This is a genomic window from Pseudoalteromonas haloplanktis ATCC 14393 (assembly GCF_000238355.1).
Taxonomy (GTDB): Bacteria; Pseudomonadota; Gammaproteobacteria; order Enterobacterales; family Alteromonadaceae; genus Pseudoalteromonas; species Pseudoalteromonas haloplanktis.
In genome coordinates, this window is record NZ_AHCA01000003.1 from 39,066 (window position 1) to 52,249 (window position 13,184).

The 13,184-nt window shown below is 41.7% G+C and carries 12 protein-coding genes; 8 read left to right on the plus strand and 4 right to left on the minus strand.

Going from position 1 to position 13,184, the window contains the following annotated elements:
* Nucleotides 1–63 precede the first annotated feature (63 nt).
* Together PHAL_RS0107000 and PHAL_RS0107005 are read right to left on the minus strand one after the other, a co-directional pair.
* On the minus strand, nt 64–1,077 hold the full coding sequence (locus PHAL_RS0107000) for a DUF5924 family protein (RefSeq protein WP_016707710.1): 1,014 nt from the start codon (nt 1,075–1,077) through the stop codon (nt 64–66).
* 126 nt (nt 1,078–1,203) lie between these two features.
* A complete protein-coding gene (locus tag PHAL_RS0107005) occupies nt 1,204–2,094 on the minus strand; it encodes a LysR family transcriptional regulator (RefSeq protein ID WP_016707711.1) in 891 nt (296 codons plus the stop codon).
* A gap of 121 nt (nt 2,095–2,215) precedes the next feature.
* Here PHAL_RS0107005 and PHAL_RS0107010 point away from each other — a divergent pair, with 121 nt between their 5' ends.
* Nucleotides 2,216–3,472, plus strand: coding sequence for an adenylosuccinate synthase (locus PHAL_RS0107010; protein ID WP_016707712.1), 1,257 nt, complete (start codon nt 2,216–2,218; stop codon nt 3,470–3,472).
* Nucleotides 3,473–3,599: 127 nt separating this feature from the next.
* Here the strand turns inward: PHAL_RS0107010 and PHAL_RS0107015 are convergent, their stop codons facing one another.
* Complete coding sequence (locus PHAL_RS0107015) at nt 3,600–4,289, minus strand: DUF3334 family protein (RefSeq protein WP_016707713.1); 690 nt, start codon at nt 4,287–4,289, stop codon at nt 3,600–3,602.
* Between the two features lie 116 nt (nt 4,290–4,405).
* On the opposite strand from PHAL_RS0107015, the gene cmoA reads away from it, so the two are divergent.
* The 5 genes from cmoA to PHAL_RS0107040 all read left to right on the plus strand — a co-directional run bounded on the left by cmoA (nt 4,406) and on the right by PHAL_RS0107040 (nt 8,767).
* Nucleotides 4,406–5,131: a carboxy-S-adenosyl-L-methionine synthase CmoA gene (cmoA, locus tag PHAL_RS0107020; protein WP_016707714.1), complete on the plus strand. Its 726-nt coding sequence runs from the start codon at nt 4,406–4,408 to the stop codon at nt 5,129–5,131.
* Nucleotides 5,132–5,146: 15 nt separating this feature from the next.
* Nucleotides 5,147–6,115, plus strand: coding sequence for a tRNA 5-methoxyuridine(34)/uridine 5-oxyacetic acid(34) synthase CmoB (gene cmoB / locus PHAL_RS0107025; protein WP_016707715.1), 969 nt, complete (start codon nt 5,147–5,149; stop codon nt 6,113–6,115).
* Between the two features lie 198 nt (nt 6,116–6,313).
* Nucleotides 6,314–7,369 (plus strand): phosphoribosylformylglycinamidine cyclo-ligase, encoded by a 1,056-nt coding sequence (gene purM / locus PHAL_RS0107030; protein ID WP_016707716.1) that lies wholly within the window; start codon nt 6,314–6,316, stop codon nt 7,367–7,369.
* A complete protein-coding gene (gene purN, locus PHAL_RS0107035; protein ID WP_016707717.1) occupies nt 7,369–8,016 on the plus strand; it encodes a phosphoribosylglycinamide formyltransferase in 648 nt (215 codons plus the stop codon). The genes purM and purN overlap by 1 nt, the downstream gene beginning before the upstream one ends.
* A gap of 55 nt (nt 8,017–8,071) precedes the next feature.
* Nucleotides 8,072–8,767, plus strand: coding sequence for a DUF3108 domain-containing protein (locus tag PHAL_RS0107040; protein WP_050901572.1), 696 nt, complete (start codon nt 8,072–8,074; stop codon nt 8,765–8,767).
* Between the two features lie 99 nt (nt 8,768–8,866).
* Here PHAL_RS0107040 and PHAL_RS0107045 read toward each other — a convergent pair whose 3' ends face one another.
* Nucleotides 8,867–9,631, minus strand: a complete 765-nt coding sequence (locus PHAL_RS0107045) for a class II glutamine amidotransferase (protein WP_016707719.1) — start codon at nt 9,629–9,631, stop codon at nt 8,867–8,869.
* Nucleotides 9,632–10,011: 380 nt separating this feature from the next.
* Between PHAL_RS0107045 and PHAL_RS0107050 the strand changes: the two genes are divergently transcribed.
* Nucleotides 10,012–10,626 (plus strand): hypothetical protein, encoded by a 615-nt coding sequence (locus tag PHAL_RS0107050; protein ID WP_016707720.1) that lies wholly within the window; start codon nt 10,012–10,014, stop codon nt 10,624–10,626.
* Nucleotides 10,627–10,717: 91 nt separating this feature from the next.
* Nucleotides 10,718–13,174, plus strand: a complete 2,457-nt coding sequence (gene fadE, locus PHAL_RS0107055) for an acyl-CoA dehydrogenase FadE (protein ID WP_016707722.1) — start codon at nt 10,718–10,720, stop codon at nt 13,172–13,174.
* Nucleotides 13,175–13,184 lie beyond the last annotated feature (10 nt).

Consider the following 13,184-nt stretch of genomic DNA (forward strand, 5'->3'; position numbering starts at 1 on the left):
TCGCTCAATAGCAGGAAATAATAATGCTAGTTATAAAAGTCACTAACTTGGCTAACAAACAATCTATTTAGTAACTGTAAATTTAGTTAGGCCAATCAATTGTCCTGACTCAGTAACAACGTGTACTTGCCACTTACCAACAGAGTTTGCTGGGAAGTTTACTTTATGCGTCCATGCTCTATAGCCTTGATCTCGCCCACCACTGATGTTTAATGCAATGCGATCCACTATTTCACGGTTATGGATCCACACATGAAATATTTTTTCGTTTAATCCTCTTGGTGCTTTAACCGCAGTCCAACTATACAGGCCTTGTTGATGTAATGAGTTAGCGTCAAGGTGCTTAATACTGCCTACGGGTTTACGCTGCTCAACATCAACTTGATGCGACAAAGTGATGTCTGTTAAACGAAGCGCTGCGGGAGGTACCCAACTACGTAGCTGCCATAAACCAGCACTTAGCATACACAGCAGTAACACTAATAATGGAAACCGCCACCATCGAGCGTTAGGCATTAAATTACCTAAACTCGGCAAGGTGAAAATAATCGCTGTGATCAAAGCTATCCCTAAACTCTGGCTTGTAGTGAGATTAAGTAGAATTGGCAAAGTAACTAAAATAACTACAAACAGCGCAAAGTTATGAAATACTGTAAACAGAATGCTGTGCTTGGCTAACTTTTTATAATAAAGAGGATCGACAACCGATATAAACGCGCAAAGTATAATTAAGGATGTAAAAACAGCTTGTGGATGGTTCCACGAAGTCACAGCTAAAAAAAACGGCAAAGCAAAAAACAAACTTTCTTGCTGCACCATTTGCAGGGCAAAACGCATAAAGTTAGGAGATACTGCCACGCCAAAGCGCTGCTCCACTTTATCACGCAACCAGTTATCAACTATCAACCACCCCCAACTAACAAGTAATAGTATGGCTATAATTTGCGAGTATGACTCTTTACGCTCAACCAACACATAACTTGCCACCCCACTACAAAATGCGAAAACCGCCAATAAACCTGGCCGCTGTTGCATCATAATTATAAATTTTGTAATTAAATTTTTAAAATAGCTCATTAAATAGAGGGTCCGCATAGGTCTGAATAATTGCAGTATTAAAACTGCCAGCACAACATCTTAATATATGCATGAAAGCTTTACACTTTTTGTTGTGAAAATTAACAAATAAACAAACACCTCTGGTTAGCGATAACTACGAGAGATCTCTTCACTCACCCAATGCAGCAATTGTTTTATTGCTTTTGAAAGCACCTGATTTTGCCGCACAATGTAACCTAAACTAGTAGTAGGAAACTTAGGTAAGGCGGTGACTGTCGTGGTTAAATTTGCTTTACTGCGCAGTGAAAACTCCGGCACGATAGCAACACCAAAGCCCGCTTCAGCCCAATCAATTTGTGCATCCACACTGCCCACTTCCATTACCCGGTAATTAGGTAAATTTAATGACGGTAATGCGCTATCGAGTAACTCGCGCGTACGCGTATCATGGCCGAGTAAAATTAATGTTGGCGGCTCAGTTAGCGTTATAGTGTTGTTATTTTTAGCTTGCTGCCATAACTGTAAATGATTACCCAGCGCACACCATTTTATTTGCTGTAGCTGGGTAAAGTGCAGCGGCTCACTTTCTTTTTGGGCAATAACAAACCCTAAATCAGCTTCGGCATTTTTAACCAACGCCGATGCTTGTGAAGACGTCGTATTGAGCAAAGTAAAATCAATACCTGGAAACTGACGTTTAAACAGCTGAAACGGCTCAATCAATAATAACCGAGAAATAATATCACTGGCCGCAATCGTCAGGGTGCCTTGGCGTAGCTCATTAATCGCATTTAAATCAGATTGGCACACCTGTAATTCCCACAAGGTTTTTTGCCCAGACTGCAATAGCCGTAAACCTGCTTGCGTTAAACTAAACGGACTACGCTCGATCAGTTTTACCCGTGTCATTTTTTCTAGTTGCTTAATATGCAAACTAACATTGGGCTGTGTCATATGCAGCGCATTGGCGGTTTTACCAAAATGTTTTAGTTCCGCCAATGTAACAAAGGTTTTTAACCAATGAATATCTAACATCTTGATGTCCTTGATCACCCAAATTGATATGAAATTCTTATCAGGATAATAATTATAATTAATTTCTCTTATTTAGATAGTGGGCATACCATATCTATTCAATCAATTTGGAGAGTAAATTATGCCGTCAATTGTTGTTGTAGGTGCAAACTGGGGTGATGAAGGCAAAGGCCGCATTGTCGATTTTTTAGCAGAGAACGCATCAGCAAGCATTCGCTTTCAAGGTGGTAACAACGCCGGTCATACCGTGGTGAATGAGTTTGGTACCTTTAAATTACATCAATTACCAAGCGGTATTTTTAACCCAGATTGTATTGCCGTATTAGGCCCCGGTATGGTGATAAGCCCTGGTGCATTAAGCGAAGAAATCGCTGAAGTAAAAGCCGCTGGTGTTGAGGTAAAGCTGTGTATTTCTGATCGTGCAACCCTGTGCTTGCCGTTACACGCCCTAGAAGACACACTTGAAGAACAACGTTTAGGTGATGCTGCGTACGGTTCGACGCGTCAAGGTATTGCGCCAGCATACGGCGACCGCGTCATGAAAAAAGGCATTTTAGTGGGTTGGTTAAATCAACCAGAAGTTTTATTAGAGCGCATTCAATTTATGCTCGATTGGAAAATGCCACAGCTCAAAGCCCTTTACCCAAGTTGTGATTATTCACAAACGGCTGAACAAATAACTCAATGGCTATTAGACGTCACTGCTCCGTGGCGTGCATTTATCTGTAATGTTACAGAGCCTTTAAAAGCGCTGCAAAAGCAAGATGCCAACTTATTATTTGAAGCGCAACTAGGCGCTGGCCGGGATTTAGTCTATGGCGAATACCCGTATACTACATCATCAAACGTAACTGCCGCCTATGCAGGAATTGGCAGCGGTTTACCTGCGCTGCGTCCTGAGCGTGTTATTGCTGTGGCTAAATCGTTTAGTTCATCTGTGGGTACAGGCACACTCGTTACCGCCATGGCAGAGCAAGATAACTTTCGCGAAAGCGCCAATGAATACGGCGCCGTAACAGGCCGCCCTCGTGATATGGGTTATTTTGATGCGATTGCAACCCGTAATGGGGTTGAGCTACAAGCAGCCACTGAAATTGCTTTAACCAAAATTGATTGCCTATCTGGCATGACAGATTTAAAAATCTGTATTGGTTATGCAGGCGATCACAGCGAAAACCCTATTTGGCCACAAACAGCCGCTTTAACGCCAATATATGAAAGTATGCCAGCGTGGCATGAAGATATTACCGGTTGTCGTACCTTTGACAGTCTGCCTGCGGCCGCTCAACACTATGTTGAACGCATCGAAGCACTGATGGGCGTACCTGTGAGTATGGTATCTGTAGGTCCTGAGCGTGAGCAAATGATTATCCGCTAATTATGTAATTGGGTTTCATTTAGAAACCCATATTCCTAAAGACTTGGATTCAAGTTACTTAAACCAAAAAGCGCAAGAGACACTTGCGCTTTTATTGTTTTACTTAAAGCTGTAAAGCTCCGTAGCTTTATAAACCAAGCTCAGCCATAAAATCATCGTCTGCATCGCTTGCGTTAGCCGCCTCTTCTGCCGCTTTTTGTTTCTCGGCTTTATGCTTTGCTTCGTTTTCAATAATATCGTCAGGGTCCACCGCTTCACTAATATCAAAGTCATGTAGTTTAATGAACTCAGTTTTATCCATCGCTAATTCTAAGTAAAAGATATTTTGTTTGCTGGTAGTGAATGTCACTCGTCGTGCCTGTGGTCTGTCCATCGTCGTATCAACAGAAATTTGCACTTGCTTATTAATAGCCATCATCTTCGGCTGGTTTTGCGTGATTGAGGTATGTAGTTGCTCGCGTACTTTTGAGGTGAAATCACCCACGATCTGATTCATCAATTCACCAAGCACATTTGATACGTCGTCTGATAGGTGACTGTGTGCCAGCTCTTCTTCAGGCATCCCCATGCTGCGCATATAATCGTGATAAATTTCCATTGCTGCTTGCGAAGTAAAGTTAGTAATAACTAGCCCTGTAAAGCCACCATCAAACAATACAAAGCAACCGATATCAGGTCGCATACAGGTACGTGTTATCTTTTGTACCATGGCTGAATAACTAATATCGTTACCACTTGCTGATGATAAAACGCCTGTTACTGAATGACACAGCGTTGCCAAAATGTCGTCCGTACTAATTACTTTACTTTTGCTCATAAACTTCTCTTTTTATACTTGTTATTCATTATTCTAGCCAAGCTACTGAAATTATCACTGACTATCCAGCATAAAATGCTAAAATAGCCCTATTATTTTTTAAAGAGACTGTTTGTGTGACTGTAAAAGACAGTATTTATGCCACAGAGCAAGCGGTTAAAGATTTTAGCTTTGACCAACATGTAGTAGAAGTTTTCCCTGATATGATCCAGCGTTCAGTGCCGGGTTACGCCACCATTGTCAGCACCATGGGTAAGTTAGCAGGCGAATACGCTCAGAGTAATTCAAACCTGTATGATTTAGGCTGCTCGCTTGGCGCAGTAACGTTAAGTATGCGTCGTAATATCCGCACCGACAACTGCCATATTATTGCCGTGGATAACTCACAAGCCATGGTTGAGCGCTGTAAGTTGCATTTACAGGGATTTCGCTCAGAGGTGCCGGTTACAGTAACCCTTGGCGATATTAACGAACTCGCTATTGAAAACGCATCCGTGGTTGCGATGAACTTTACTTTGCAGTTTATTCCTCCAGCACAGCGCCAAGCTGTACTTGAAAAAATTTACGCCAATTTAAAGCCCGGCGGTGTACTGCTATTGAGTGAAAAAATCAAAGGTGAAAACGAGCAATGCGACAACTTGCTGATTGATTTACATCATGATTTTAAACGTCACAATGGCTATTCAGAACTTGAAATCAGCCAAAAGCGTACCGCGATTGAAAATGTTATGCGCCCAGATACATTAAACACTCATCTTAATCGCCTTACTAATATTGGCTTCAGTCAAACTCAAGTGTGGTATCAGTGTTTTAACTTTTGCTCGTTGGTAGCAATTAAGTAATTTAGGAAATATTCAATGTCTTTATGGTTTAACCAATTTTACGCCGCTATCGCACAAAGCCCGTTGAGTCATTGGCTGGAAACATTGCCAAGCCAATTAAAGCACTGGCAAAGCGAAGCTAGTCACGGTGACTTACCTAAATGGCAAAAGGTGTTAAAAAACTTGCCAGAAGTAACCACTAATCATGTAAATATCACTGATAAAGTAGAAATTGGCGCTGCTGGCGAAATGTCTGAAGGCGAGCAAAAGCAAACCATTCATTTATTAAAACGCATGATGCCGTGGCGAAAGGGTCCGTTTAGTGTACACGGAATTGAAATAGATACTGAGTGGCGTAGTGATTGGAAGTGGGATCGTTTACTGCCGCATATTGAGCCCCTTAAAGGCCGTACCGTATTAGATATTGGCTGTGGCTCTGGCTATCACTTATGGCGTATGCGCGGTGAAGGGGCTGAGTTTGTAGTGGGGATTGACCCATCAGATTTATTTTTATGCCAATTCCAAGCTATCAAACATTTTAACCCAGACGAAAATGTTCACTTATTACCGCTTGGTGTTGAAGCCCTGCCTGAATTGAAGGCGTTTGATACAGTATTTTCAATGGGCGTGCTTTATCATCGCCGTTCACCTATTGATTTTTTAGCGCAATTAAAGGCACAACTTCGCCCAGGCGGTGAGCTCGTGCTTGAAACACTGGTGATTGAAGGCGATGAAAACACAGTATTAGTGCCTACTGACCGCTATGCAAAAATGCGCAACGTGTGGTTTATTCCAAGCACGAGCGCATTAAAGCTGTGGATGGAGCGCGTTGGGTTTAAAGATGTACAAGTAAAAGACTGTGCAATTACCACGCTTGAAGAACAACGTAAATCAGATTGGATGGAAAATGAGTCACTCGTCGACTTTTTAGATCCAAACGATATAAGTAAAACGATTGAAGGCTACCCTGCACCACTGCGTGCAATTTTAACGGCTAAAGCCTAACAACAGCTTAAAAGTGGTGAAAGTGCCTATACTTGCTACTTTCACCCCATCACTTGAAACTTTACTTATACGGACAACTGTCCTTGTGAATATTGTTAAAGTTATTTTTGAACTAGCCGCGCACCTGCAATTGTTGTAAAATACGCGCGTTTCTAAGCATACACATGCAAAACCATGCAACTTTTTTGAGGAAATCCTGTGAGCGAACAAAAACAGTCTCTAAGTTATAAAGACGCGGGCGTAGATATCGATGCCGGTAACGCACTAGTTGAGCGTATTAAAGGCGTAGTTAAAAAAACCCGTCGTCCTGAAGTTATGGGCGGAATTGGTGGCTTTGGCGCACTTTGTGAAATCCCAGCTGGTTATAAGCAACCAGTATTAGTTGCAGGCACTGACGGTGTAGGTACTAAGCTACGTTTAGCTATCGATTTGAAAAAGCATGATACCGTGGGTATCGATTTAGTTGCTATGTGTGTAAATGACCTTATCGTTCAAGGCGCTGAACCATTATTTTTCCTAGATTATTATGCAACGGGCAAGCTCGATGTTGATACTGCGGCTGACGTAGTAACCGGTATCGGCAAAGGCTGTGAGATCTCTGGCTGTGCATTAATTGGTGGTGAAACTGCTGAAATGCCAGGTATGTATGAAGGTGAAGATTACGACATGGCTGGTTTTTGTACTGGCGTAGTTGAAAAAGCAAATATCATCGATGGCACTAAAGTAGCTGCGGGTGATCAACTAATCGCACTTGCATCTAGCGGCCCACATTCAAATGGTTTTTCTTTAATTCGTAAAGTACTTGAAGTATCAAATGCAGATACCAGCGCTGAATTTGAAGACGGTAAAACCTTAGGCGACACACTACTTGAGCCAACGCGTATTTACGTTAAACCGCTTCTTGAATTATTCAAGCAAGTTGACGTACATGCTCTTTCGCATATCACAGGTGGCGGCTTTTGGGAAAACATCCCACGCGTTTTACCTGAATCTGCAAAAGCGGTAGTTAAAGGTGATAGCTGGCAGTGGCCTGGTATTTTCAACTGGCTACAAGAAAACGGTAATATCACAACTCATGAAATGTACCGCACATTCAACTGTGGCGTAGGCATGGTTTTAGTTGTTCCAGCCGATAAACTTGAGCAAAGCTTAAGCATCTTAAAAGATCTTGGCGAAAACGCATGGCACCTTGGTGAAATCCACGATGCTAAAGCGGGCGAAGAGCAAGTAGAAATCCTAGGCGGCCGTGATTAATGGCCCCTTCTCGTCTAGTAGTCTTAATTTCAGGCAGTGGCTCAAATTTACAAGCCATTATAGATGCCTGTAATAATGGCGAGATAAACGCAAACATAGCGGCTGTGATCAGCAATAAAGCAGACGCTTATGGCCTAGAACGTGCAAAAAAGGCGGGCATTGCAACAGCCGTGCTCAGCCATAAAGATTTTGACTCGCGCGAAGCCTATGATGCGCAATTAATGAACGTTATTGATTCTTTTACACCAAATCTAGTTGTATTAGCTGGGTTTATGCGTATTCTTACTCCTAGCTTAGTGCAAAAATTTAAAGGAAAAATGTTGAACATTCATCCTTCTTTGTTGCCTAAGTATCAGGGGCTGAATACCCACCAAAGAGCAATTGATGCAAAAGACGACGTTCATGGCGTAAGTGTGCACTTTGTCACTGAAGAATTAGACGGCGGGCCGGTAATTCTTCAAGCCAAAGTTCCGGTGCTGGCAGATGATACTGCCGAGACACTTGCACAACGAGTGCACGCGCAAGAGCATATAATCTACCCTTTGGTGGTCAAATGGTTCAGTGAACAACGACTTACGATGGAAGCAGATTATGCAGTTCTTGACAAAAAACAACTTCCTGCACACGGCGCGCACTACCCAGAATAAAAAACAAAGTGCCTTGCTATTTTGTGCAGGCACTTTATTACTTCCTACTGGTTTAATGGCCGGTGAACTCACTCAATTTGAAGCTAACTATGATATTTTGCGCAAAGGTGAAAGTCATGGCCAAGGTGTTCGCACATTAAAAAAATTAGCGGATAACAGCTACCAAGTTAGCTACCACAGTGATATTGAGTGGATGATCTTCTCAGACTCACGCAAAGAAACATCAAACTTCACGTATACTGATGAAAAAGTAACCCCTGTCAGCTACAGTATGATCCGCACCGGCACCGGTCCAGATAAAGAATATACACTGCAATTTGATAACACTAAAAAACAAATTAGTAGCAGCGAGAGCAAATACCCACTCGAGTGTCAGTGGACAGATCAATTCCAAGACTCTATTTCATACCAAGTACAAGTTCGTGAAGAGTTAAAAATGGGTAAAACCAGCTTTTCTTACCCACTGGTAGACAAAAAAGGGAATTGTCGCGACTATAATTTTGAAGTCGTTGGTAAAGAAATGATTTCATTACCAATCGGTAATATTGAAGCGATTAAAGTAAAACGTCTTTACGATAACGACAAACGCCAAGCATTAGCCTGGTTTGCCCCTGAAATGGACTACATGCTAGTCAGAATGTGGAAAGGCGAAAAAGGCATGGAACAGTTTGAAGTGCAACTTAAGTCATTCACAGTTACCAGCCCTGTTGCAGTTCCAGAAGCCGTAAAAAGCGAAATTGCCCCAGAGTAAATTTGTTTCCTAGATAAAATGAAAGGCCCAAGTATGACATTCATAACTTGGGCTTTTCGTTTTATGACTTATGACTAATTCAAACTTTAAAACTGACGGCTAAATTAACTCACCCATTTTAAACAGTGCAAATTCACCAGGCTCCATTTTTTGCCAACGTTCGTCGTTGGTCAGTGGTCGAGTTGCAATTACAGTCACCACATCATTCGGCGTGGTTTCTTGTTGAAAATCCACCACCATATCTGCATCAATTAACGTTGCTTTACCAAACGGCGCGCGACGGGTGATCCAATGTAAGTTATTAGTACAATACGCCAGTACATATACACCATCGGTAAGAAGCATGTTAAATACTCCCTTTTCTCGCAATGTGTGAGCAAGCTTCGCTGCATAACGAAAAACCGAAGCCATATTTGCTGGGCGCTTTGGGTATTTTTCGCGAATTTTGTCGAGCAACCAACAGAAAGCCAGCTCACTGTCAGTGTTACCTACCGGTCGGTAATACTCAGGTTTTAAATCATGGTAATTCGAAAGTTGACCATTATGAGCATAGGTCAGCTCCCTGCCCCATAATTCGCGAGTAAACGGGTGGGTGTTTTCAAGGCACACACGGCCTCGGTTACCTTGGCGAATATGGCTTATTACCGATACACTTTTGATTGGATACGCCTTTACTAACTTGGCAATCTCAGATTGGCAGCTCGGCTCAGGATCTTTAAAGGTACGACAGCCCTTACCTTCATAAAAAGTAATGCCCCAACCATCCTTATGCGGGCCCGTGTTACCACCGCGCTCTAACAGCCCAGAAAAACTAAAACAAATATCCGTAGGCACATTCGCCGACATGCCAAGCAACTCACACATAAAATAAATTAACCCATAAAATTAGATAGTTATAAATTTAATCGAAGTGAAAAACCATTAATGGTCACAGTTCTGGTTGCTGTTTGGTTTTTGTAACGCTAAATTTCAATTATTTTTAACCTTAAGAGTAACATTGTTAAACAATAAAAATATTAAGGCAAGATTAGAAATCTACTATATGAAAAGTATACGTAAATATAGATGTACTTAGTGACTAATGTTAGCTTAATGACTATGCTGGCTCCCCATTACAAGTAAAACATCAAGGAAAGAGTATTTTGAAGAATTACAGTTTAACCGAAGTCTTTTGGTACATATTGCTTTCAATAATTTATTTTCTATTTTTTATATCCGTGTGTGGTCTCATACAATTAATTTTCATGGGAAAAGCTAATATAGGTAGTGTCTCTGATTTATTAGTCGTGGCTTTAAATGCTGTATTAGCGGGATGCGCTATTGCTGCATATAAGAACTGGAAGAAAGATAAAGTAGTCGAAAATGTAAGAGAGCTCATTAGTGACGCATACATTATTTATCACTCATCACGCCAATTTTATAACACATTGTACTGTTATTACATTGACTCAAGCTCTATTCAAATAAACCTAGAAGATGCAACTCCTGAGAAAGTAAGTCAAACCCTCACAGAACAATATGATGAATTATTAAGCGCTTATAATAAACTCTCCAAAAACATAGATATCTTGTGCTACTTTTATCCTAATGATGATGAAAAATTATTTAATATTCGCTTACACGCTACCTCTATAATGAATCAAGTTACAGAAGACCGTTTAGGTAGACATAGAGGTAGTTATGATAAAAATATCCTGTCTCTTTTTGAAGAAATTAAAAGTAATAGTAAAAACAGGGTAATTTTAGATCTAATAGCTACAGGAAATATATTCCAATTAAAGGATCCTAACAAACGTTTTTCATTAAGTGATTTTAAAGATAACTTTACTAGTTCAACAAAATCAATTTTTAAAATTTAAAACGACATAAACTTATTCCACTACTTGATAATTACTGATTCTAGCGCTACTCTAACCAAAGGTGGTCTGACCTCTATTAAGGATTAAATACATGACACTCATATTTGTACTTGGTTTAATCGTGCTGCTTAGCATCGCGAGTTACCACAGAGCGAGTTGGAATACTGCCTTAGGCGTTTCCATCGCAACACTTGTTATTGGTACCTTTGCAGGTGCTTTTGGCGCAATTAGCTGGTTGATCTTTTTGATCATCGCAGTGCCACTGTCTGTTACTGGTATTCGCCAGCAATACATTATTAAACCTATTTTTGCAGCGTTTAAGAAAGTAACACCAACCATGTCTGAAACTGAAAAATCAGCGATTGATGCCGGTACGACCTGGTGGGAAGCTGATTTATTCTGTGGTCGCCCTGATTGGAATAAGCTACACCAATACCCTATGCCAAAACTGACTATCGAAGAGCAAGCCTTTATCGATGGCCCTGTTGAAACTGTGTGTAGCATGCTCGATGATTGGCAAGCAACTCACGAGCTGACAGATTTACCACAAGATGTATGGCAATACTTAAAAGATAATAAATTCTTTGCCATGATCATCAAAAAAGAATACGGCGGCTTACAATTTTCTGCGTTCGCACAATCATGTGTGCTGCAAAAGCTAACCAGTAAATCTACTTTGCTGTCATCAATTGTTGGTGTGCCTAATTCATTAGGTCCAGGTGAATTACTGCAGCACTATGGTACAAAAGAGCAAAAAGATCATTACCTTCCGCGTCTTGCAAGTGGTCAAGAGATCCCATGCTTTGCCTTAACTTCGCCAGAAGCGGGCTCTGATGCCAGCGCCATCCCTGATTACGGGGTTGTCTGTAAAGGTATGTGGGAAGGGGAAGAGGTTGTTGGTATTAGCCTTACGTGGAACAAGCGTTACATCACCCTTGCACCTGTAGCAACTGTACTTGGTCTAGCGTTTAAAATGCAAGATCCAGACGGCCTACTAGGAGACACTAAAGAGCTTGGTATTACCTGTGCATTGATCCCAACAGATATGCCAGGTATTGAGATTGGCCGTCGCCACTTTCCGTTGAATGTGCCGTTTCAAAATGGCCCTACCCGCGGTAAAGATATTTTCGTACCGCTTGATTACATTATTGGTGGCCCAGAAATGGCAGGCCAAGGCTGGCGCATGCTGGTTGAGTGTTTATCGGTTGGTCGTGCAATTACGTTACCGTCAAACTCTGTGGGTGGTATTAAAACTATCGCGCTTGCCAGTGGTTCATACAGCCGTATTCGTCGTCAGTTCCGTTTACCTATTGGGCAAATGGAAGGTGTTGAAGAGTCACTTGCAAAGCTGGCTGGTTACGCTTACAGCTCAGACGCAGCGGTAAGCATGTCTACCGGTGCGGTTGACTTAGGAGAAAAGCCGTCAGTGGTATCTGCGATTATAAAATATCACTTAACGGAGCAAATGCGTGATTCTACTATCCATGCGATGGATATTCACGGTGGTAAAGGCATCATGCTTGGCCCAAATAACTATTTAGGTCGTGGCTATCAAGGTGCGCCTATTGCCATTACCGTTGAAGGCGCCAACATCTTGACCCGTAATATGATTATTTATGGTCAAGGGGCTATTCGCTGTCATCCGTTTGTATTAACTGAGTTAGGTGCTTGTGAAATTGACGATCGTGAAGAAGCGCTTGCAGTATTCGATAAAGCCTTAATGGGTCACATTGGCTTTACCATCTCAAACTTAGTTCGCACTAAGTGGATGAGCTTTACCGGTGCTCGCTTTGCAAGCACACCATTTAAAGATGAAACAGCCGAGTTTTACCGCACCGCTGCTCGCTTTAGTGCATCCCTTGCATTGATGTCTGACATCAGCATGGCAGTATTTGGTGGTTCCCTAAAACGTAAAGAACGCATTTCAGCACGCTTAGGTGACTTATTAAGCTACTTATACTTAGTGTCTGCTACGCTTAAACGTTATAACGATGAAGGCCGCAAAAAAGAAGACTTAGCGCTTGTTCAATGGAGCTGCCAAGATCACCTTTATCACTGCCAGCGTGCTTTAGCTGATTTAATTAATAATATGCCATCAGCACCGTTACGCGCAGCATTAAAACTTATGCTATTCCCATTTGGTCGTCCGGTACGTAAACCAACTGACAAACTTGAGCACAAACTAGCGCAAATTCTACAAGTGCCTAGTGAAACTCGTAATCGCTTAGCAAGTTATGTCTATTTGACGAATGAGCCACTTAACTTAGTGGGTCGCCAAGAGCAAACGCTTAAAGATGTGCTAGCCGTTGAGCCACTTTTTGACAAGGTATGCCGTGAAAAAGGCGTTAAACTGCCTTTCTTTCAACTTGATAAAGTCGCACAAATGGGCCTTGATGCTGGTATTTTAACTCAGGCCGAAGCTGATAAATTGGCAAGTGTTGAAAAAGCGCGCTTAGATGCGATTAACGTGGACGATTTTGATCCTGCGGATTTACTTGCCGGTAATGCAGCACGAAAAAGTACTAACAATGAGGCTGATGCCGCTTGAACTCTTATGA

Excerpts from the sequence above, each read along its gene's own strand:
- PHAL_RS0107000 (WP_016707710.1), bottom strand. The coding sequence starts at position 1,077 with ATGAGCTATTTTAAAAATTTAATTACAAAATTTATAATTATGATGCAA.
- PHAL_RS0107005 (WP_016707711.1), bottom strand. The coding sequence starts at position 2,094 with ATGTTAGATATTCATTGGTTAAAAACCTTTGTTACATTGGCGGAACTA.
- PHAL_RS0107010 (WP_016707712.1), top strand. The coding sequence starts at position 2,216 with ATGCCGTCAATTGTTGTTGTAGGTGCAAACTGGGGTGATGAAGGCAAA.
- PHAL_RS0107015 (WP_016707713.1), bottom strand. The coding sequence starts at position 4,289 with ATGAGCAAAAGTAAAGTAATTAGTACGGACGACATTTTGGCAACGCTG.
- cmoB (WP_016707715.1), top strand. The coding sequence starts at position 5,147 with ATGTCTTTATGGTTTAACCAATTTTACGCCGCTATCGCACAAAGCCCG.
- purN (WP_016707717.1), top strand. The coding sequence starts at position 7,369 with ATGGCCCCTTCTCGTCTAGTAGTCTTAATTTCAGGCAGTGGCTCAAAT.
- PHAL_RS0107040 (WP_050901572.1), top strand. The coding sequence starts at position 8,072 with ATGGCCGGTGAACTCACTCAATTTGAAGCTAACTATGATATTTTGCGC.
- PHAL_RS0107045 (WP_016707719.1), bottom strand. The coding sequence starts at position 9,631 with ATGTGTGAGTTGCTTGGCATGTCGGCGAATGTGCCTACGGATATTTGT.
- PHAL_RS0107050 (WP_016707720.1), top strand. The coding sequence starts at position 10,012 with ATGGGAAAAGCTAATATAGGTAGTGTCTCTGATTTATTAGTCGTGGCT.
- fadE (WP_016707722.1), top strand. The coding sequence starts at position 10,718 with ATGACACTCATATTTGTACTTGGTTTAATCGTGCTGCTTAGCATCGCG.